Here is a 22,969-nt window from a genome sequence, read left to right as displayed (position 1 = left end):
CCTATTCTTCATTCTGTATAAGTACATTACGCGGCTTGCTGCCACTGCTCGGGCCGATGACACCATTTCCTTCAAGATCATCAATCAGCCTTGCGGCCCTGTTGTAGCCGACTCTGAACTGACGCTGGAGCAGTGATGCGCTGGCACGCTGTTGCTCTATTACAAACCATTTGGCATCTGGATAGAGTTCATCTTCAGATTCTTTTTGTTCCTTCTGTACTGGTTGATTCATGATCGATTTCTCATAGTTGGCCTTCATCTGGCTTGTAATGAAGTGTACGATGTCCCCAACTTCGCCATCTGAGAGGAAAGCACCCTGGACACGTGTTGGTTTCGATTTCCCTGAAGGCAGATACAGCATATCGCCACGGCCCAACAGTTTTTCGGCCCCTTGCGAATCGAGGATGGTTCTCGAATCAGTCTGTGAACTTACACTAAAGGCAATCCTTGACGGTATATTCGCTTTGATGATACCGGTAATGACGTCGACCGATGGCCTCTGGGTTGCGATGATGAGGTGGATGCCGGCTGCACGTGCCATCTGGGCGATGCGCGTGATCGCAGCTTCAACCTCTTTGGAGGCGACCATCATAAGATCTGCCAACTCATCAATGATAACCACGATATAAGGCAGTTTCTGGACCTTCTCCGGAGTCTCGCTTTCACGCTCCAGATATTGGTTATACGCCTCGATATTGCGTGTGTTGGAATGGGAAAATAAATCATATCTCCGTTCCATTTCGCTGACGATCCGATTCAGGGCGTCACTAGCCTTTTGAGGATTCGTTACGACCGGACTCAATAGATGCGGTATGCCGTTATAGACATTCAACTCCACCATCTTCGGGTCGATCATCATCAATTTCACTTCATGTGGTTTGGCGTTCATCAAGATGCTCAGGATGATACCGTTTATGCAAACTGATTTACCACTGCCCGTCGCACCTGCGACCAGCAAGTGGGGCATCTTATTGAGTTCAGCCATGACCGGACTCCCTGAGATGTCTTTCCCGAGTGCCACTTCCAGCGGATTATCGGAAGTCTTACGTTTTAGTACTTCACGCAGCGTCACCATGCTGATCACAGAATTAGGTACTTCTATACCAACTGCCGATTTACCGGGTATCGGAGCTTCAATCCTTATATCCTTGGCAGCAAGGCTGAGTGCGATATCATTTTGCAGATTGATGATCTTGCTGACTTTCACACCGATGTCCGGCTGTATTTCAAACTGGGTCACAGCTGGGCCGATACGGATTTTTGAAACTTTAGCATTGACTCCGAAGTTTTTCAGCGTATCTTCCAAAACCCTGCCTTGTTTCAGGACTTCTTTGTTGCTTACGGTCTCTGATACTTCCGCATCCTTCAACATCGTTATTGAAGGGAGTTCATACTGCTTCAATTGATCCAATTCATCGTCGTCGAAGGTTGAAATATCAGAGTCACCATCACCCTCCGCTTCAGCATCACTTTCTTCTGAAACATCCTGTTCTTTTCTGCTCCAATCCTCCTGTGAGGTTGCAGCCTTCTCTTTTGTTTCATCATAAGGTTTTGGCTGATTGTGGCTGTTGTCGGAATCTGTAGCATCTGATTGGGTTTCTTGATGTTCGTATTCATGCATGGTCTCAATGATTGATTCATCGGCGCTGAAGTCTTCCAGTTGTCTCGGTCTTTGTTTTGTTTCCGTCTGCGGTTTTGCTTTACCTTTTGCACCTTCATATTTATTGGCCTGTCGACCAGTGCTCTGGATACGCTTGTCGGTCAGCTTGCTGTACCCTTTCTGAATCAGATCTACAGCAAATGAGAACAGGCGTGCGATGCCCACTGCAGTCCTCTCGGCAGTGGCTTTCAGCATTTTGGATGTTTTGACCAGATCGTTGGAGAGGGATTGCTCGATATCTTTTGAAGTGATCATCAAGTAGCTGAAATACAAGAAGATCAGGCCGAGCAACAGAGTTCCCACCAGGGAAATGCCCGTCGAAGAGAAGGCAAATAATATCTGCCCTATAATCCCACCTCCGAAGAAATGCAGGATGCCCTCTACTTGAATGGTTTCCAGAGTATCATTGAAAGTATAGAAGTTCTCAATGCTCGCCCTGTCTACAATATACAGTAGCGAATGGAATAAAAATAACAGACCGAATTGGAGCAGCAAGTATCCCCCCATACGGCGTGTAAGCGGCAATTTCTGTTCTGCTGCCAAGTAGATGCTCATAAGAAACAGCATCAGGTATGTAAAGTACCGGCTCGTTCCGAAAAGATAAGCAAACAAAGCATCCAAATATGTACCTACAGCGCCGAGTTGGAACAGTGTGATGAATAGAAGTACGATGAGGATAAATGCCGAAATGGAGTAATAGCTTCTATTGTCTTTTTTCTTTCTTACGGCCCTACCCGCCTTTTTAGTTCTGTTTGGCTTTCTGGCCATGGACATTCCCCCCTATTTACAATGAGACTGCCAAAACTGGCAGTCTCATTGATGGTTTATATTTCAGATATTATCGGGATGATCATCGGACGGCGTTTTGTACTATCATACAGATGCTTACCGAGATCATCTCGTATGCTCTGTTTTAATGTACTCCACTCAATCTTCTTCTCATCAAGGGCATCCAAGACGATCTTATGGACGCGTTCTTCCGCTTCCTTAAGAAGATCTTCACTTTCCTTCACGTAGACGAAGCCTCTGGATTGGATCTCCGGACCGGCCATGATCTGCCGTTTTTTGGGATCTATCGTCACTACGGCTATGAAGATGCCATCTTCACTTAAAAGTCGTCGATCACGAAGTACAATGTTACCCACATCGCCGACGCCACTGCCATCAATCAATACATTGCCGGCAGTCACCTTATTCGCACTGATCATCTGTTTACCGTCGTAGCTGACGACATCACCTTTTTCGAGAAGGAATATATTCTCTGGTGCGACACCGGTTTCAGCGGCGAGTTTTGCATGGGCAATCTGCATTTTGAACTCACCTTGGACCGGGATGAAATGCTTCGGTTTCATGACATTAAGCATCATCTTCAGCTCTTCGCTCAAGCCATGGCCAGAAGCGTGGATGTTCTGTTCCGGGGTGGCTATTTCAGCACCAGCCTTCACCAGTTCGTTCATCGTACTGTACAGCACCACTTCCATATTGGAAGATGGTGTCGTCAGTATATAGACGATATCCCCTTCTTTTATGTTAGTCACTTCATGCTGGCCACGGGACATCGTACCCAATGCCTCAATCGGTTCACCTTGGGAACCGGTTGCGATGATGACCACTTCGTTATCCGGGTAGTCTTCTATCTCATGGCTTGGCACGAGAAGACCTTCAGGGATATCGAAGTAACCAAGATTCCGGGCCACCTTGAAGGAATTTTCCAATGTGCGGCCGAGGAAAGAGACCTTGCGGCGGTTTTTTGCGGCATTCGTCAGCACTTGTTGTATACGGACAAAGTTTGAAGCATAGCAGGAGACGATGATTCTGCCTCGTGCACGTGCAAATCCATCCAGTATGTGTTCTTCAATCACATTTTCTGGTGTGTTATAGCCGCGTTTTTCCGCTTCCGTAGAATCACTGATCAGAGCGAGCACATCTTTTTTCGCAATATCGTACATCTTACCCATATTGTAGCTGTAATCCCCCGTCAAACTCTGATCGAATTTGAATTCTCCAGTATAGACGATTGAACCGTATTTAGTCTCTATACTGACCCCATATGAATCCGGGATGCTGTGGCTTGTTTCGAAAAACACCATTTCCGCATTTTTGAATTTCATGCGTGATTGGCTGTTTATCGTATGGAACTTGATTTTCTTATTGACGCCTTTAGCCCTCAGACGATCTTTTACAAGCGCCAAGGTTAACTTGGAACCATAAATTGGGGCGTTTAAAGACCCGACGATATACGGTATTGCGCCGATGGAATCTTCGTGCCCATGGGATAGGAAGATTCCTTTCAGCTTATGTTTGTTCTCTTGTACATAGGTGATATCCGGAATGACGATGTCTACACCGAGCATTTCATCTTCCGGAAACATCAACCCTGCATCGAGTATGAACATTTCGTCATCAACTTCAACGACGTACATATTTTTGGCTATCTCACCGACACCGCCGAGTGGTATGATTTTCACTTTAGCTTCCGTGTTCGCTTCTTGTTTAGCTCCGTTCAAAATATTTCCTCCTATAGCCTACTTGAATGTGGCATGGTAGAACTTCCCATCTATTGTGATATGGGATACTTTTACGTTCTTTGTATCATAGCGCGTTTCATCGCTGTTTTTCAGAATGAGATGGTCGATTGGCTTATCTTTGGTATGGAACTCCCTAAGCTTGTTGCCAAGTGCCAGATCTGTAAATATGATCTTCACCCCATCGTCATCTTTAATCCTCAGTTGACCGGTGGCTTCATGTTCCAAATCATTTATATCTACTTTATTAAAAATCAATTCGGTTACTCTCCTTTGTTATCTTCGAGCAGTGCCTTGCGGGACGCGTTGACGCGGCCCTGTTTATCGATTTCCGTTACTTTCACAAGGAATTTGTCGCCCATCTTAACGACATCCTCCACTTTGCCGACGCGTTTGGTATCAAGCTGTGAAATATGGACAAGCGCATCTTTGCCTTTGAACAGTTCGACAAAAGCCCCAAACTTTTCAATGCGTTTCACTTCGCCCATGTAGACTTCACCGACTTCTGCAACGCGTGTCAGTTCTCTGATGATTTCTTTAGTCCGCTCTATCATCTCAGGGTCGCTATGTCCGATCAGCACCGTTCCGTCCTGCTCAATATCGAGTTTGACGCCGGTTTCATCAATTATTTCATTGATTTTTTTACCACCTGGCCCGATCACATCACGGATCTTATCCGGCTTGATATGCATGACTTCAACTTTTGGAGCATACTTGCTCAACTCCTGACGTGGTTCGCTTAACGTTGCAAGCATGTTGTCCAGAATTTCGGCACGGCCTGCTCTTGCCTGCTCCAATGCCTCACTCAGGATATCTTCATCCAGTCCATCAATTTTAATGTCCATTTGGATGGCTGTAATGCCATTTTCTGTACCTGCAACCTTGAAGTCCATATCCCCAAGGGCATCTTCCATGCCCTGGATATCCGATAGGATTGTGTAGTTATCGTCCTTTTTGACGAGCCCCATCGCAATGCCGGCCACAGGCGCCTTTATAGGCACACCCGCATCCATCAGAGCAAGCGTCGAGCCACAGATTGACGCCTGTGAGCTTGAACCGTTGGACTCCAGCACTTCAGACACTAGTCTGATTGTGTATGGAAAATCGGATTCATCCGGTATCACTTGATAAAGGGCACGTTCACCAAGTGCACCATGACCGATTTCGCGGCGACCTGGTCCTCTGATCGGTCCAGTTTCGCCTACTGAGAAGTTCGGGAAGTTATAATGGTGCATAAAACGTTTGTTTTCGTCGACCCCGAGCCCATCTATAATCTGATGTTCTCGAAGGGCGCCAAGCGTACATATGGATAAAGCTTGAGTTTGGCCGCGGGTGAATAAGCCTGAGCCGTGTGCACGAGGCAGCAAGCCAGCCTGTGAATCCAGTGAACGGATTTCAGATGGTTGCCGGCCGTCAGGTCGTATTTTCTCTTCTGTGATGAGACGTCTCACTTCATCCTTCAGGAGCGTTTCTACTATAGAAGCCGCTTCTTTGTAAATGATTTCATAATCTTCGGCAGATTCATCCAGCGTTTCTAGGATGCGCTCTTTGGCAGCTTTTATCGCCGCATCACGCTCTTTTTTGTCTGGATCCTGAATTGCTTCATAGAGACCCATCGTTTTCGCTTTCTCCTCCATGTCGCTTTGCAGGTCAAAGTCCGGCTCCGGTACTTCAAAGGGTGTTTTCTCTATGTCCAGTTCCGCTAATATCTCTTCTTGGAAAGCGACCAATTTCTTGATGCTTTCATGGCCGAACATAATTGCTTTCAGCATCGTCTCTTCAGACACTTCACGTGCGCCTGCTTCGACCATGTTGACAGCATGCTTAGTGCCGGCAACTTGAAGGTCGATGTCAGAACGATCAAGCTCCTCCACCGATGGATTGATGATAAATTCCCCGTCGATCCGGCCGATCGTCACTCCGGCTATAGGACCCTTGAAGGGGATATCACTGACTCCAAGTGCAAGGGATGACCCAAGCATCGCCGCCATTTGAGGAGAAGCATCCGGGTCTACCGAGAGGACTATGGACATGACTTGCAGGTCATGCCTATACCCTTCTGGGAAGAGCGGTCTGATCGGACGGTCGATCAGGCGGCTTGTGAGTGTCGCTTCCTCACTTGGACGACCTTCACGCTTGTTGAATCCGCCAGGAATTTTACCCGCAGCATACAGCTTTTCCTCATATGCGACTGTCAGCGGGAAAAAAGGAAGATCTTTCGGTTCCTTGGAAGCAGTGGCGGTGGTAAGCACGACCGTCTCGCCGTACCGTATGAGCACTGCACCATTGGCTTGTTTGGCAAGCTCGCCGTATTCGACTGTCAGCTTGCGTCCCCCCCACTCTGTTTCATACACTTTCTTCGTTGTTTCTGTCATAATTTGTCTTCTCTCCTTAGTAAGGCTACTTAATCCAATCATATCACTTTTAATGGAGAATATACATAAAAAAAAGCATATCCAAAGGATATGCTCAAGCTGTTATTAGCGACGGAGACCGAGTCTTTTGATGAGTTCACGGTATCTCTGTATGTCTTTTTTACGCAGGTAGTTCAGCAAATGTTTCCTGCGGCCGACCATTTTAAGAAGACCTCTTCTTGAGTGGTGGTCCTTCTTGTGGATGCGCAGGTGTTCGTTCAGTGTTGTGATTTCAGCAGTCAATACTGCAATCTGTACTTCTGGAGATCCTGTGTCGGATTCGTGTGTACGGTATTCTTGTATCAGTTCATTTTTGCGTTCTTGTGATATAGCCATTAAAAACGCCTCCTTTTTTTATTGTTCACCGCTATCCGAGCAGATGCCGGAGTTGCACTCTGCCAAGATTAGGGCACTTGGCTCATTATACGTTAAATGCTATAGGTTTTCAAGCAGCTTAATCGCGGGAGTTTGACACTTACATAAGCAGAAATTGCCTTTAAAGCCTTTGGTGGCTTTATTTTTTTGTCAAATGTCACTTTAAATTATTGCGTACTATTTCGTACCAATGTATAATAGAGCTATCGGAACAGTATAAGGAGGAATATTTGTGCGCATTAAAAAAAGTGTTTCCAAAGGGTCAACGTCTTATTCTGTTATCAAGGATGTGTATCGTAATGGAAAGAAAACTTCAAAAATCGTGGAAGCTTTAGGCAACGATGAAGCCATTTTAGAAAAACATCCTCATGTTGATCCCTATACCTGGGCAAAAGAATACGCCAAAAAATTAACGCAGGAAGAAAAAGAAAGTAGCTATAAAGTGATTGCCAAATATAGTCCAACCAAGCAAATCAAATTAAATAAACAAACACTATTCCATTCGGGGTACCTTTTTTTACAATCTCTGTATTACGAATTAAAACTCGATAAAATCTGTCAGACAATCGCTCAAAAATATAAATTTGAATATGATCTCAATGAGATACTATCACGTCTTTTGTATTTACGTATTCTACATCCGACTTCTAAAAAAGGGACATTTGAACATGCGAAAGACTTACTTGAACCAGTGCATTTTCAATCCCATCAGATTTATCGGGCACTTGAAATACTTGCGGAACAATCGGATTTCATCGAAGAAATGGTCTATAAAAATAGCCGCCAAGTGGTGGATCGAAACACACAAGTTTTATATTATGACTGCACCAATTTTTTCTTTGAAATCGAGGAAGCAGACGGGATCAAACAATATGGGGGTTCCAAAGAAAATCGACCCAATCCTCTGGTTCAAATGGGACTGTTCATGGATGGATCCGGACTGCCGCTGGCTTTGAGTATGACACCTGGAAATAGAAATGAACAAACTACCCTGAAACCTTTGGAACGGCGTATTTTAAAAGACTTTGACCTTTCTAAATTTATTGTATGTACAGATGCCGGTCTCTCATCCAATCAAAATCGAATCTATAATACGAAAGGAAAACGCGCCTTTGTCACCACGCAATCGGTTAAAAAGCTGAAGAAATTTTTGAAAGAATGGGCGTTGGATCCCAAAGGTTGGCGCACACCAGGAAGCCATAAAAAAATCAATTTAGAGGATATCCGTCATCTCAAAAATGATACGAAAACGTATTATAAAGAGCGCTGGATCAAAGAAAATGGATTAGAGCAGAAATTAATGGTCACATACTCCCCTGTTTATCAAAGGTATCAGTCATCAATTCGGGAAAAGCAGGTAGAACGCGCAAAGAAAAAAATGGAACATCCAAGTTCATTGAATAAAACAAATCAAAATGATCCAAAGCGCTTCATTGAATCAAAACACGTCACAGATGATGGCGAAATAGCAGACAAAACACAGGCAACCCTGAATCAAGCTCAAATTGATGAGGAGTCTATGTATGATGGATTTTACGCGGTATGTACTAATCTGGAATCCTCTGTGGAGGAGATCATCAAGATTAATTATAGGAGATGGGAGATTGAGGAGACATTCCGTATATTAAAAAGTGAATTCCAGGCGCGTCCCGTTTACTTACAGCGTGAAACGCGCATAAAAGTCCATTTTTTGACTTGTTTTCTATCTTTATTAATGTATCGCATTTTAGAGAAAAAATTAGATGAAAGATTTACATGTCATGAATTAATCAGTACTTTGAGGAATATGAATATGCGAGAATTAGATGGCGAAGGATACATACCTGCCTATACTCGAACCACAATTACAGATGCTTTGCATGATGCATTCGGCTTCCGAACTGACTTGGAAATCGTCACTCAAAAAAATATGAAAAAAATTTTTAAACAAACCAAAAAAGCAAAATAGTACGCTTTTTTCGAGTCATTTAAAACCGCCATAAACACTGAAATCACAGTGCTCATGGCGGTTTTCACTGTCAAAGATGAGATTATACGTTAAATGCTATAGGTTTTCAAGCAGCTTAATCGCTTTTTGTTTATCTCTGGATATATGATCAGTGAGCTCATCGATTCCGGAGAATTTCCTTTCCTCTCTTATGAAATGATGCCAGTGTACAGTGGCATTTTCCCCGTAGACGCTGCGGTCGAAATCAAAAAGGTGCACCTCTACACTCACCCGCTCGAGGTTATCGTGGAAAGTCGGTTTGACACCTACATTGCAGACGCCCTTGTATACAGTTTCCTCATTATCGAGCCTGAACGTCACGGCGTACACACCTTTAGCAGGTAGGTGATAGCGGTACTCCGGCTCAATGTTCGCAGTCGGGAAGCCAATGGTCCGTCCCCTCTTCTCTCCTTGCACGATTACACCTCTGACCTCATAGGGACGGCCTAAAGCATGATTGGCACTTTCAAGTTCATGCGTAAGCAGATCTTTTCTGATCTTTGTGGTCGATATCTTTTCGCCATCGACAGCCAGTTTTTCAACACCTGTCGTATGGAACGCCCCGTACTCAGATAGGGTGCTGATGTTTCCTGCACCATACCTACCATAAGTGAAATCGAAACCTGCAATGACTTCCTTGATATTCATGTCGATTATGTACTGGAATACGAAAGTGTCTGGGGACAATCCCGCAAGTGCGCTCGAAAAATTGATGACAAAGCAATAATCCACGCCCATATCCTCAAGCATCTCCAATTTGACATCAAGCGGGGTCAGATAGGTCGTCCGTCTTTTTTTCGGATTCAATACTACCGATGGGTGGGGGTCGAACGTTATGACGGCCTTCTTAAGACCATTTTCTTCTGCTTTGGCGATCATCGTGCCGAGTACATCCTGATGGCCTCTATGAAGCCCATCAAAAAAGCCGATAGCTGCAGCAGATGCCGGCAAATTCATATTTTCTTTTTCCTGTGGATGGTGCAATCTTATAGTTTCCATTACATCGCCTCTTATAAATTGAACATTTTGTAGGGTTTCATCATTTCCTGTTTTTCAGGATGGTCATGGTAGATGCCGATAACTTTGCCTTCATTTCTGAAGACAACCTTGTCAGTCCTGTCTTCTACCATTTCCATAATAGCAGATTTATACACCTTTTGCCCATTCAGGATTTTTTTCAGGAAATTTTCATCTTCTATATCTACAGTCGGCAATTCTTCTATCAACTTCCGGATTGGAATGAGATGTGCTGCGGCATCCCCTGACTTCAATTCCTCTAGGGTTGCAGATTGATTCAAAGTGATACCGCATGATTCCGTTCTGATCAGAGCAGACATATGGGCCGCTGTTTCGAGACTTCTCCCAATGTCTACTGCCAATGTACGTATATAGGTCCCCTTCGAACACGTTACATCAATATCGAAGTGGATGAGACCACTATCCCTCTCGATAGTTCCTATACGTGAAATCTGAAAGATGCTGACGGTCCTTAACGGCCTTTCCACTTCTATGCCTTGACGTGCATACTCATACAGTTTCTTTCCGTTTATTTTGACAGATGCATACCTGGGCACCCGTTGCGTATAATCTCCTTGGAAAGTCACTATCGCTTCATCGATCATTGCATCAGTAATGCCGTCAGTCACGTTGCGGTTCTCCACCTGTCCCGTCTGATCTTCAGTATCTGTCGAATAGCCCAAAGTCACACGCGCACGGTAGCTTTTTTTCTTTGTCTGCAAGTATTCAGTCAGTTTTGTGCCCTCACCGACGACGATGGGCAACACTCCAGTCACTTCAGGGTCGAGCGTCCCTGTATGTCCTACTTTCTTCATGCCGAGGATTCTGCGCATACGCATCACCACATCATGGCTGGTCAGTCCTTTGTCCTTATTTACCGGGATTACACCATGCATTGTTGTATAGACCTCCGTATATAAATAAAAACCTGGGGGGCCCCAGGTTTTATTTGTCTTTTATTTCATTAAGCAGTGCATCTATCTTGCTGCCATACTCGATGGAAGTATCATACTTGAACTCCAGTTCAGGAGCCTTCCGTATGGGTATTTCCTTAGCCACTTCCGAACGGATCAGGCCTTTGGCTCGGCCGAGTGCAGCCTGTACTGCTTCCCGGTCATCGTTGAGTGAGGTGAAGTATACAGTCGCAACTTCCATCTCTTTGGTCAGTTCAACATCTGTCACCGTCACCATCCCTATATCCGGGTCAGCAACCTTCGTCCGGAGCGCTTCGCTCACGACTTTCTTGACTTCTTCAGCCACTCGCTCTTGTCTGTTAGACATAAGTTATCACCTTTCAATTTCAACCATGATATAAGGTTCGATCTGGTCTCCCTCTTTAAGGTCGTTGAAATTCTTGATCGTAATGCCGCATTCGTAACCTGCAGTCACTTCCTTGGCATCATCTTTATAACGCTTGAGGGTATCCAATTCGCCTTCATGGACCACTATACCCTCTCTGATGACTCTTACACCTGAATCGCGGGTGATTTTACCGTCAGTGACGTATGATCCTGCGATCGTACCCACTTTGGACACTTTGAAGGTTTGACGGACTTCGACGTTGCCGATTACTTTTTCTTCAAAGATCGGGTCGAGCAGACCTTTCATCGCAGTTTCGATTTCTTCAATGACACTGTATATGACACGGTGCAATCTGAGGTCTACTTTTTCCTGGTCTGCCGCTTTCTTGGCATTGACATCAGGGCGCACATTGAAGCCGATGATGATGGCGTTTGAAGCTGAAGCCAAGGTGACATCAGATTCATTGATTGCCCCAACCCCTGTATGGATGATACGGACATTGACACCTTCGACATCAATTTTCATCAATGAAGCGCTCAGTGCTTCAACGGAACCTTGCACATCTCCTTTAATGATGAGGTTGAGATCTTTCATCTCCCCTTCTTTCATCTGTTCGAACAGGTTTTCAAGGCTTACTTTTGAAGTCTGTTCGCGATCATTCATGACCTTCTCTTCACTGCGCGCCTCTCCGATGCTGCGCGCCGTCTTGTCGTCTTTGAAGACTACAAAGCGGTCGCCAGCCTCCGGCACGTCGTTGAGTCCAGTGATTTCAACAGGTGTCGAAGGACCCGCTTCCTGGATGCGCCGGCCGAGGTCATCAACCATGGCTCTGACTTTACCGAAAGTGCTGCCGACGACAAGTGAATCACCGACTTTGAGTGTCCCGTGCTGGACCAATAGGGAAGCCGCAGGGCCTCTTGACTTGTCCAGTTCAGCTTCGATTACAGTGCCGATGGCTGGACGGTCACTTGTTGTCTTAAGCTCGGATACTTCTCCGACTAGAGTAATCATTTCAAGAAGATCTTCGATGCCATCACCGCTTAGGGCGGATAGTGGTACGAAAATTGTGTCACCGCCCCAATCTTCCGGATAGAGGCCATATTCACCAAGTTCTGTCATGACACGGTCCGGGTTGGCCGTTGGCTTATCGACTTTATTGACTGCCACGATGATCGGCACTTCAGCTGCTTTAGCATGGTTGATGGCTTCAATTGTCTGGGGCATGACGCCATCATCAGCTGCTACGACAAGAATTGTGATGTCTGTGACTTGAGCACCACGTGCACGCATGGTTGTAAATGCTGCGTGGCCAGGAGTGTCGAGGAACGTTATTTTCTTACCGCCTGACTCAATCTGGTATGCACCGATATGCTGAGTGATGCCTCCAGCTTCTCCGGCTGTCACTTTAGTGTGGCGGATGGAGTCGAGCAGTGTCGTTTTACCGTGGTCGACGTGGCCCATTATCGTAACGACACTTGGGCGCTCCTCATTCAACTCTTCGCCTTCAAGATCGAAATAATTTTCAAGATCTGTATTGTCTACGACTACTTCCAATTCGGCAGTGAATCCATGTTCACTTGCTATCAGCTCAACGGATTCATTATCCAAGGCCTGATTGATGTTTGTCACAACACCGACCATGAAGAGGTCTTTTACAATTTTAGATGCGTCTACACCGATTTTCTCCGCAAGTTCACCGACAGTGATGCCTTCTTGGTACTTGAATTCTTTAGGCAGCTCTTTCTTAGGCTCAGGTTGCTTAGCTGTTGGCTTATTCTGTTTACGCCTTTTACCCCCATGTATACCGGGTGCCCTATTCCTCTGTTGCCTTTGATTCGGTTTGTTTTCACGTGGCTTATTTCTGTTGCCCTGCTCTTTTTTCTGTGTAGATGCTTTTGCATCCTTTTTAGGCTCTTCGGCTTTTTTGGTTTCTGTACCTTTTGCTTTGCCAAATTCTTTATCGAGCACTTCCACTTCATTATCTTCAAGAGATTTCATATGGCTATTCACTTCAATTCCTCTTGCTTGGAGGAATTCGATTATTACTTTACTTGCGACTCCATGCGCCTTCGCGTATTCGTAAATTCTGATTTTACTCATTGAATCACTTTCCTTTCTCTTTAAGCTCCAACATCTTTCTGCCGAAGCCTGGATCTGTCACTGAAAGTACAACTCTGTTGGCTGCACCTGTTGCGTTGCTCAAGGACTCATTGGTGTAATGATCGATCAGCGGTATATCATATGTCCTGCACTTATCGTGGATCTTTTTCCTTGTGTTTGCGCCGGCATCGGCAGCCAGAAAGACCACTTCCGCTTTTTTGGAACGGATGTTTTCCAGCGTCTTTTCCTCGCCTGCCGTCAGTTTCCCGGCTCGTTTTGCCAAACCCAGCATATTCAATAACCTGTCCGTCATCGTTTAGGGATATCCTCCCTATAGATGAGCCGGATGATTTCATCATAGATTGGGGCAAGCGTTTCCTTGTCAAAGCCCAGTCTGTTTTCCAGCACTTCTTTTTCCCTGGCCTTTTCGACAGCCTCAAGGTTTTTCACTACATAACTGCCACGGCCATTCTTTTTACCACCCGGATCGACGAACACTTCGCCTTCTTTAGTGGAAACAATCCGTAGCAACTCTTTTTTAGGATGCATTTCATTGGTCAGGATACATTTTCTAAGAGGTATTTTCCTTTTCATAACAATCACCCGTCATCTATTCTAGGATGCCCTCTTCACTGGCATCTGATTCACTTTTGATATCGATCTTCCATCCTGTCAGTTTAGCTGCAAGACGTGCGTTTTGTCCACGCTTGCCTATTGCCAGGGAAAGTTGATTGTCCGGTACGATGACCATCGTGGATTGGTTCGCTTCATCAACCACTACATCAATCACCTGCGAAGGGCTGAGCGCATTTTTGACGAAGACTTTCGGGTCTTCATCCCATAGGACGATATCGATTTTTTCGCCTGAAAGTTCATTGACGATCGCTTCGACACGTGCACCCCGGGCGCCTACACATGAACCTACAGCATCGACATCCGGATTCTTCGCATAAACGCTTATTTTGGACCGTTCGCCAGCTTCCCTGGCTACACTGGTAATCTCGACTGTGCCATCGTAAATTTCTGGCACTTCTTTTTCAAACAGCCGTTTAAGGAGGTTCGGGTGTGTCCGTGAAACGAAGATCTGTGGACCCTTAGTAGTCTGTTCGACTTTATTCACGTAGACTTTAATCCTGTCGTTTGGACGATAGGTCTCATTCGGCATCCTTTCGGATTCACTTAAAACTGCATCAGTCCTGCCCAACTGGATGTGGACGAAACGATGATCCACACGGTCGATCAGACCCGTTAAGACTTCATCTTCCTTATCGATGAATTCATTATAGAGGATGCCGCGTTCAGCATCCCGCAGGCGTTGCATGACCGCCTGCTTGGCGGCTTGGGCGCCCACTCTATTGAAATCCTTCGGCGTGACGTCCTCATCATACGGATCACCGACTTCATATGCCGGATTAACGGTGCGGGCTGTTTCAAGGTCGATTTCCCCAGTCGGGTCTTCAACCTCCTCCACTACATCTTTTCTGGATACCACTATATATGTACCGTTATCCATATTCAGGTCGACTTTAACATTCTTATGCTGGGAGTAATTCTTTTTATATGCTGTCAAAAGAGCTGCCTCGATGGTTTCTACAAGCACTTCCCTTGGAATGCTTTTTTCCTTCTCGAGGTAGTCTATCGCATTCAATAACTCCTGGTTCACTAATAAGCGCCTCCAATCATAATATTACCGCTTTTCGAATTGTTGCGATTTTGCTTCGATCTATCGTCACTGTTTTCTTACGTGTTTTAACTTTATATTCTATCGTTACGGAAGTAGGATCATAGGCCTTCAATATTCCAGTCCATTCCTTCTCCCCATCAATCTGCTGGTAGGTCTTTACATAGATGCCCTGCTCCAGCGTCATTTCCAGATCTTCGTCATCCTCGATCGGGCGCTCTGCACCTGGTGACGAGACATCAAGGAAATATCCCCCTTGGATGATTTCCCATTCATCAAGTTTCTCGCTCAAAACTTCACTCACCTGGGCGCAATCCTCAAGGGTGATGCCGCCTTTCTTATCAAGATAGAGTCTCAGAAAGTAGTCTTTCCCTTCTTTGACATACTCCACTTCAATGAGTTTGTACCCCATCTCCACAACCACTGGTCGAGCATGTTCCAAGACATTCTTTTCAGTGCGATTCACTGCCCATTCCCCTCCTTCAAAACTAAGAGAAGAACGGGCTAGCCCGTTCTTCTCCGCGTAACGTGGTATTTAATATCATAGTTATTATACCACAGTGCATTTTAGCCTGCAACTTGAGTCTACATATCAAAAATCGACAGCTGTGCCTTGTCTGGCAGATGATCGAGACTGCCCAATTCAGTCAGGTAATCGACTACTTTCTGAGACACGCCGGCCCGTTTATTCAAATCTTCTTTCGAGATGAACGGTTCGTCCTCGCGCGCTTCCACAATGCGTTTCGCCACTCCGGCACCAAGCCCTGGTACAGCTATGAATGGCGGAATCAGTGCGTTGTCTTCGATCTTGAACTCAAAGCTGTCCGACTTCTCAACACTTACCGGTTTTATCTTGTAGCCACGCTGCACCATCTCATTGGTGATTTCAAGAACTACCAGTGTATCTTTTTCCTTTTTGCTGAGCTCCTGGAACCTCTGGTTCATTTCCTTGACGTTATGTCTGATTGTCGTACCATCCTTGACCATCGTCAGCAAATCGAAATCCGAAGCACGGACTGTAAAGTAGCTCGCATAATAATAAAGGGGATGGTGCACTTTAAAGTAGGCGATCCTGACCGCCATCAGAACATAGGCGGAGGCGTGTGCTTTCGGGAACATGTATTTGATCTTCTTGCAGGAGCTGATGTACCAATCGGGCACGCCCTGTTCTTTCATCGCTGCTTCATGTTCCTCGGTCAAGCCTTTACCTTTACGGACTTTCTCCATGATATTGAAGGCGAGCGAAGGCTCAAGCCCCTGATACATCAAATAGACCATGATGTCATCACGGCATCCGATGACGTTTTTCAAGTCACATGTACCGTTTCTGATCAGCTCTTGCGCATTGCCGAGCCAAACGTCTGTACCGTGGGATAGCCCGGATATCTGGACGAGTTCACTGAATGTCGAAGGTCTCGTATCCTCAAGCATCTGGCGTACGAAACCAGTACCGAATTCCGGTACACCAAGAGTCCCTGTACGGCAGAGTATATCTTCCTCAGAAATACCGAGTGCCTTCGGTGAATTGAATAGTGACATCGTCTCTTCATCGTCAACGGGTACCGTCTTCGGATCGATGCCGGATAGATCCTGCAGCATGCGTATCATGGTCGGATCATCGTGGCCCAGAATATCCAGCTTAAGGAGGTTATCGTGGATCGAATGGAAGTCGAAGTGTGTCGTTTTCCATTCCGATTCCACATCGTCAGCCGGGTACTGTATCGGCGTAAAATCATATATATCCATATAATCCGGAACGACTATGATGCCGCCCGGGTGCTGTCCGGTTGTCCGCTTCACACCGCTGCAACCCAGTACAAGGCGATCGATTTCAGCCCCCCTCCGATGGAGGCCATTATCATTCATATAGCCTTTTACATAACCGAATGCTGTCTTCTCTGCAACTGTACCGATGGTACCTGCCCTGAACACTTTGTCTTCACCAAATAGTTCTTTTGTATAGTTGTGGGCAACAGGCTGATAATCCCCACTGAAGTTCAAGTCGATATCCGGAACCTTATCCCCCTTGAATCCAAGGAAGGTTTCAAATGGAATATCCTGTCCTTCCTTTATCAAAGGAGAACTGCAAGTTTCACATGATTTGTCAGGCAGATCATAACCAGAGCTTACACTACCATCCATAAAGAATTCACTCGTCCGGCATTTAGGGCAGACATAGTGCGGTGGCAGTGGGTTCACTTCAGTGATTTCCGTCATCGTGGCGACAAAACTGGAACCGACTGAACCGCGGGAACCGACCAGATAACCGTCTTCAAGTGACTTCTTGACGAGTTTCTGGCTGATGAGGTAGATGACGGCAAAACCGTTTCCGATGATGCTGTCCAGTTCTTTCTCAAGGCGGTCTGTAACAATTTCCGGCAACTCCTCACCGTATAGGGCACGGGCATTGCTGTAGCTGAGTTCTCGAATTTGGTCGTTGGCCCCTTCTATATTCGGTGTGTAGAGTTTATCTTTGATGGGCACAACTTCTTCTATACTATCGGCAATCCGGTTTGGTGCGTCAATGACGACCTCCCGCTTCACCGTCTCTTCAAGGAATGAGAAAGCGTCCAGCATCTCGTCTGTAGTCCTGAAATGTGCATCAGGCAAGTTGCCTCTCGATAATGGGTTCCCAGGATTGCTCTTCACCAAGATATCCCGGCACAGCTTATCCGACTCATCCAGGTAGTGGGTATTGCCGGTGGCTACAACAGGTTTATCAAGTTCATTACCCAATCTGATGATGTTTTCGATGATTTCTTCCAAGGTCGCCTCACTGCGGACAATTTCGCGCTCCAACAGTCTGCTGTAGAGTGCTTTTGGAAATATCTCGAGGTAATCATAGAAACCTGCTGTCTTCTTTGCCGCCTCGTATGACTTCTGCATCATGGCAGTGAACACTTCACCTGAATCACATGCACTGCCGATGAGCAGACCGCTCCGATATTTATCCAATAGCTGTTTCCTGATGCGCGGCGTCTTGTAGAAGTTATCTGTCAAAGACTGTGATACTATCTTGAACAGATTTTTGAGGCCTTCCTGGTTTTTTACAAGGATTGTTACATGGGTCGGCATCGCACGTTTATAGGAATCCTGATCAGCCAACTTTTCATTGATATGGTTATGGTTCTCTATACCTGCCTTTTTAAGCTGCGATAACATCTTAATGAATATATAGGCGGTCGCTTCGGCATCATATATTGCGCGGTGGTGTTGTGTCAGTTCGACATTATACCGTTTGGCGAGTATATTCAGACCATGCTTCTTGAAGTCCTTGTTTATGGAACGGGATAGTTCAAGCGTATCGATGACGCCATTCGTATATGGAGCAAGCCCTTCTTCACTGTATGCAGCCTCTATAAAGCCCATGTCGAAGCTCGCGTTATGGGCGACGAATATCGCATCCCCCACCCATTCCTTGAAATCGGTGATCACTTCTGAAATTGGTGGCGCATCCTGCAGCATATCATCAGTAATGCCGGTGATTTCCTTGATGGTCTCAGTGAGCGGTTCATTGGGGTTGCTGAATCTTTCGAAACGGTCTATGATTTCGCCATTTTTAACTTTAACCCCTGCAAGTTCGATGATACGGTCATACTTGGAGGACAGGCCGGTCGTCTCAACGTCGAATACGACATATTCATGTTGATCGAGTACTATGTCCTGCGGTTTATACGCAATCGCTGCCCCATCGTCGACAAGAAGCCCTTCCATCCCATAGATCATCTTCAAACCGTTGGCTTTTGCGGCATAATATGCGTCGGGGAAAGCCTGCACATTATTGTGGTCAGTAACGGCAATGGCTGTATGTCCATAATCTTTTGCCCGTTTTACATATTCTCCGATATTCCTCAAACCATCCATCTGGCTCATTTCAGAATGGAGGTGGAGTTCTACCCTCTTATCAGTGCTGTTGTCCTTTTTCTCCGGCTTGTTGAAGACGTTCAAGCTACGGATCATAAGCACCATATCTTTGGAGAACTCGTCATATTCGACATTGCCTTCAATGAGCACCCAATCATTTTTATCCAACGCCTCAAAAACTGCTTCATCTTCCTTGCCGTGCCTCGAGAACATTTTGGCGGCGATGGAGTCCGTATAATCGGTTAGCTTCAACTGAAGAATTTTACGGCCTGTCCGGAGTTCACGTACCTCCTTATCGAATATGACGCCTTCAACTTTTACATTGAACTCTTCTTCGACAACTGTTTCAAGTGGCCTGATGTCTTTCATGGTGATTGCTTTGCCGATCTGCTTGATGGTCTCTTCCTGCTTCTTCTTCATATCCGTTTCAAAATGCTTCTGCTGCTCTATGAAGCCCTGCACCAATTCAGTCTTCTCTTCTCTGAGGCGTTCTTCAAGCTGTGTCCGCCGACTCGAATCGAGCTCTGCATCCTTACGGAATTCAATCCCTTCTATCGGCATGCCGCAGGCAACATAGGCGTTCTTCAGATTACCATTTATATTTTTATTGAAATGGGCCACTTCAATGTCATTCTGGACAGAAAAAATCAACGTCCCATCGTTGAGTTGTTTGTCACAATTAAGCAGCTGAAACTTGATGTTTTGATTGATGCCGATGGAATCAAGCGCATATTCAAGGTAATCGATTATATCTTTGTCTGTATAATGATCTGCCGTGATGATCAATTGGGTGCGTGCTATATTGGAAAAAGCTGTTTCTATGCTCTTTTCCATCATGTTCCTGAGCGCGACAGGTATCATTTCTTCAAAATGGACATGGAACTCCCAGACTCTCTCAGCATCATTTGACACTACTTTCTTTAGGGTTCCTGTAGCTAAATAATTATTATTTCCACTGATTCCTGCCTGCTTCAGCAGAATGTTAAACTGATCTTTTCCCTTCACTTACAACACTCCTGTAAAGAGCGCGTAAATCGATGATTTACGCGCTCCCCCTGTTAATAATTATCTTCAAGATATTGTTTCAGTTCGCCCACCGGCAGATTGATGGATGCATCACTGCTTCTCGGTTTGATTTCTACAACGCCTTCTTTCGCATCGCGTCCCACTACTACCCTAAACGGCAGACCGATCAGATCGGAATCTGCAAACTTGACGCCGGCACGTTCCTTACGGTCATCGTACAGCACCCGGTAGTCAGCACCAAGTGTTGCATACAATTCTTCTGCAACCGCTTCAGCCTCTTTGTCTTTAGGGTTTGGAGTGACAATGTGCACATCGAACGGCGTCACCGACTTAGGCCAGATGATGCCGCGCTCATCATGGTGGCTCTCAACAATCGCCGACAAGGTCCTGGAGATCCCAACGCCATAACATCCCATGAGCACAGGTGTACTGCGTCCATTCTCATCCAACACATTCAAGTTCATCGCTTCAGAATATTTTGTGCCCAATTTGAATACTTGGCCCACTTCTATGCCTTTCATGAACTTCACTGGTCCACTGCCGTCCTGAGCCATTTCCCCTTCGACGATCAAGCGGAAATCACCATAACCACCAATCTCGAAGTCGCGCTTATGGTTGACGTTGAGGAAATGGTATCCACTCTCATTTGCACCAGTCGGGTAATCCTGCATGTTTTTCACCTGATGGTCAAGGTAGACTTCAATCCCTGCGTCCACAGGACCCAGACTGCCGGGGTCGGCCTGCATCAGGCTCCTAATTTCTTCGTCCGTCGCAAAGCGTATATCATCTGTGGCAAAATGAGTCTTGACTTTGACATCATTCAACTCGTGATCTCCCCTGAGCAGTATCATGACGTACCGCTCATCGACCTTCATGATCATTGTTTTGGTGGTCTCCTCAAGCTTGATATCAAGGAAATCAGCTAAAGCGCTGCATGTCTTGACGTCAGGCGTCGCTACCTTTTCGATTTCATTAGTACTTTCCACTGTTTTTGCCTCTGGTATCGGGCATCCTGCTTTTTCTATATTGGCCGCATAGTTGCTTTCCTCAGTATAGGCAATCGTGTCCTCCCCGATGTCTGCGAGCGCCATGAATTCATGGGTATGGCTGCCCCCTATCGCACCTGAGTCTGCCTCTACAGCACGGTAATTAAGTCCTACCCGGGAAAAGATCTTGGAATAGGCCATATACATGTCCTGATATTTCTCGTCTAGGGAATCCTCATTACTATGGAATGAATAGGCGTCCTTCATAATGAATTCACGTCCGCGCAACAGGCCGTATCTTGGACGCAGTTCATCCCTGAATTTCGTCTGGATCTGAAAGACTGTAAGAGGCAGTTTTTTATAGCTTTTGAGTTCATCACGCAACAGAGCGGTTACAATCTCTTCGTGCGTAGGCCCAAGGGCAAATTCACGACCATGGCGGTCTTCGAGCCGCATAAGTTCACTGCCGTATGCTTCCCATCGGCCTGATTCCTGCCAAAGCTCCTTCGGATGCAGTACAGGCATGTGTATCTCTACGCCTTCGATGGCGTTCATCTCTTCTCTGACGATCTGCTCGATATTGTTCAAGACCAGTTTCGTTATAGGCAGATATGTGTATACACCGCTGGCCATCTGTTTGATCATGCCAGCCTTGAGCATCAGGCGATGGCTCAGGCTATCTGCATCTTGCGGGGTTTCACGCATTGTTGGTATAAACATTCTAGATTGTCTCATTCAGTTCACTCCTAAAGGAAAAATGTTTTTATGTCATTCCAAGTTACTAATACCATTACGATCAACAAGAATAGTACACCAATCAGCTGAATGTTCAGTTCAACTCTCCTGTTCAGAGGTTTTTTGAATATCCCTTCGTATAGTACGAATAATATCCGACCCCCATCCAATGCGGGTATCGGCAGCAGGTTCATTATGCCCAGGTTGACACTCAATATCGCAGTAAAGCGCATAAGCGTCATCAGGCCCTGGGCTGCTACATCTTCAGTCACTTTATATATACCGACCGGTCCGTTCAACATATCGAAGGAGAAGGTCCCGTCAGCAATGCTGATGAACATCTGCACTACAAGCGTGAATATGAGCGTCCCCATTTCGTATGTCTGCTCGGCGCCCCATAATATTGGAGATATCACGCCGCGCTCCATCTCGGCCCCTATTCCGATGACCAGCCTTTCATTGGTTTCACCGTCTGGAAGTTCCGTCTTTTCAACTATCGGTGTCATTTCAACAGTACGTGATTCCCCATCATTCACAACCGTTATGTCGAGTTCGGTTTCGCCTTCTTGCTGGATGATGGTCGACATGTGCTCCCAACTGTCCACTTCCTGACCGTTGATCGTTTTTAGATGATCACCTGATTTCAGGCCCGCTTCTTCAGCCGGTGTATCTTCTGCTACAAAGCCTACAACAGCCTCCTCCACTGGCTTGCCATTGATGTAGAACAGCACTGTGAACAACGCAAAAGCCAATACGAAGTTCATCAAAGGTCCCGCCGCCAAAGTCATCAGGCGATGCCCCACCGATTTGGACTCAAACCTCGCAGCTCTCGGGGCAATGCGCTCCAGTTCGGAATTCTGAACAAAATATGCTTCATCTGAAAATGTATAGGTGACCTCTTCCCCGTCATGTAGGCGTATAGCTTTGATGAACATTTCTTTGGTGATGTCCGACTGGATGACTTCTACTTCCTCGACTTGCGTGAAGTTATGCTTATCATCAAGTATTATATGGCTGATGCGGTCTACTTCATCAGTCTTTAATTGGACACGCATACCGGCGTTGAGTGGATTGATTTCCATCTCATCGGAGGCCATTCTGACATATCCACCGATCGGCAGAAGGCGCACCGTATAAAGTGTGTCATTGTACTTGTGGGAAAATATTTTAGGTCCCATGCCTATGGCGAACTCCGGACACATGATGCCTGCCCGTTTGGCGAAAATGAGGTGCCCAAGTTCGTGAACTGTAACCAGCACACCAAAAACTACTATAAAAGCTAAAATGCCGGTCATAC

17 protein-coding genes are annotated in these 22,969 nt (G+C 45.9%); 1 reads left to right on the top strand and 16 read right to left on the bottom strand.

From position 1 onward, the window contains the following. Position 1: 1 nt before the first annotated feature. From ACZ43I_RS04375 to rpsO, 5 genes are all read right to left on the bottom strand, one after another. A complete protein-coding gene (locus ACZ43I_RS04375) occupies positions 2-2,428 on the bottom strand; it encodes a DNA translocase FtsK (RefSeq protein ID WP_344701433.1) in 2,427 nt (808 codons plus the stop codon). A 56-nt stretch (positions 2,429-2,484) separates the two neighbouring features. Further along, positions 2,485-4,167 (bottom strand): ribonuclease J, encoded by a 1,683-nt coding sequence (locus ACZ43I_RS04370; RefSeq protein ID WP_344701431.1) that lies wholly within the window; start codon positions 4,165-4,167, stop codon positions 2,485-2,487. Positions 4,168-4,185: 18 nt separating this feature from the next. After that, positions 4,186-4,443, bottom strand: coding sequence for a hypothetical protein (locus ACZ43I_RS04365; protein ID WP_344701429.1), 258 nt, complete (start codon positions 4,441-4,443; stop codon positions 4,186-4,188). A 5-nt stretch (positions 4,444-4,448) separates the two neighbouring features. Beyond that, positions 4,449-6,560, bottom strand: a complete 2,112-nt coding sequence (pnp, locus tag ACZ43I_RS04360) for a polyribonucleotide nucleotidyltransferase (RefSeq protein ID WP_344701427.1) — start codon at positions 6,558-6,560, stop codon at positions 4,449-4,451. Between the two features lie 105 nt (positions 6,561-6,665). Further along, positions 6,666-6,935 carry a 30S ribosomal protein S15 gene (gene rpsO, locus ACZ43I_RS04355; RefSeq protein WP_344701425.1) on the bottom strand — a complete coding sequence of 90 codons (270 nt, stop codon included), beginning with the start codon at positions 6,933-6,935 and terminating at the stop codon, positions 6,666-6,668. A 271-nt stretch (positions 6,936-7,206) separates the two neighbouring features. On the opposite strand from rpsO, the gene ACZ43I_RS04350 reads away from it, so the two are divergent. After that, positions 7,207-8,922, top strand: coding sequence for an IS1634 family transposase (locus tag ACZ43I_RS04350; RefSeq protein ID WP_344701423.1), 1,716 nt, complete (start codon positions 7,207-7,209; stop codon positions 8,920-8,922). A 96-nt stretch (positions 8,923-9,018) separates the two neighbouring features. On the opposite strand, the gene ACZ43I_RS04345 is transcribed toward ACZ43I_RS04350, so the two are convergent. From ACZ43I_RS04345 to rseP, 11 genes are all read right to left on the bottom strand, one after another. Then, positions 9,019-9,960: a bifunctional riboflavin kinase/FAD synthetase gene (locus ACZ43I_RS04345; RefSeq protein ID WP_344701421.1), complete on the bottom strand. Its 942-nt coding sequence runs from the start codon at positions 9,958-9,960 to the stop codon at positions 9,019-9,021. Positions 9,961-9,971: 11 nt separating this feature from the next. Then, the gene (gene truB, locus ACZ43I_RS04340) at positions 9,972-10,874 is read right to left on the bottom strand and encodes a tRNA pseudouridine(55) synthase TruB (protein WP_344701419.1); all 903 of its coding nucleotides are present in this window, start codon (positions 10,872-10,874) and stop codon (positions 9,972-9,974) included. 49 nt (positions 10,875-10,923) lie between these two features. Further along, positions 10,924-11,259 carry a 30S ribosome-binding factor RbfA gene (rbfA, locus tag ACZ43I_RS04335; protein WP_344701417.1) on the bottom strand — a complete coding sequence of 112 codons (336 nt, stop codon included), beginning with the start codon at positions 11,257-11,259 and terminating at the stop codon, positions 10,924-10,926. A 6-nt stretch (positions 11,260-11,265) separates the two neighbouring features. Next, positions 11,266-13,380 carry a translation initiation factor IF-2 gene (gene infB / locus ACZ43I_RS04330; protein ID WP_344701415.1) on the bottom strand — a complete coding sequence of 705 codons (2,115 nt, stop codon included), beginning with the start codon at positions 13,378-13,380 and terminating at the stop codon, positions 11,266-11,268. A 4-nt stretch (positions 13,381-13,384) separates the two neighbouring features. Then, on the bottom strand, positions 13,385-13,693 hold the full coding sequence (locus ACZ43I_RS04325) for a L7Ae/L30e/S12e/Gadd45 family ribosomal protein (protein WP_344701413.1): 309 nt from the start codon (positions 13,691-13,693) through the stop codon (positions 13,385-13,387). Next, entirely contained in the window at positions 13,690-13,974 is a 285-nt protein-coding gene (gene rnpM, locus ACZ43I_RS04320) for an RNase P modulator RnpM (RefSeq protein WP_344701411.1), read from the bottom strand. Before rnpM ends, ACZ43I_RS04325 begins: the two co-directional genes overlap by 4 nt. A gap of 16 nt (positions 13,975-13,990) precedes the next feature. After that, complete coding sequence (gene nusA, locus ACZ43I_RS04315; RefSeq protein WP_344701410.1) at positions 13,991-15,043, bottom strand: transcription termination factor NusA; 1,053 nt, start codon at positions 15,041-15,043, stop codon at positions 13,991-13,993. Positions 15,044-15,059: 16 nt separating this feature from the next. Beyond that, positions 15,060-15,527 (bottom strand): ribosome maturation factor RimP, encoded by a 468-nt coding sequence (gene rimP / locus ACZ43I_RS04310; RefSeq protein ID WP_344701408.1) that lies wholly within the window; start codon positions 15,525-15,527, stop codon positions 15,060-15,062. A 119-nt stretch (positions 15,528-15,646) separates the two neighbouring features. Next, a complete protein-coding gene (locus ACZ43I_RS04305) occupies positions 15,647-19,930 on the bottom strand; it encodes a PolC-type DNA polymerase III (RefSeq protein WP_344701406.1) in 4,284 nt (1,427 codons plus the stop codon). A 53-nt stretch (positions 19,931-19,983) separates the two neighbouring features. After that, positions 19,984-21,672, bottom strand: a complete 1,689-nt coding sequence (locus ACZ43I_RS04300; RefSeq protein WP_344701404.1) for a proline--tRNA ligase — start codon at positions 21,670-21,672, stop codon at positions 19,984-19,986. Between the two features lie 11 nt (positions 21,673-21,683). Continuing rightward, positions 21,684-22,967 (bottom strand): RIP metalloprotease RseP, encoded by a 1,284-nt coding sequence (gene rseP / locus ACZ43I_RS04295; protein WP_344701402.1) that lies wholly within the window; start codon positions 22,965-22,967, stop codon positions 21,684-21,686. Between the last annotated feature and the right edge of the window lie 2 nt (positions 22,968-22,969).

The sequence above is a fragment of the Salinicoccus jeotgali genome (assembly GCF_055379195.1).
Note: the sequence above shows the minus strand (reverse complement) of the source record. Positions and strands in the feature narration are given on the sequence as shown.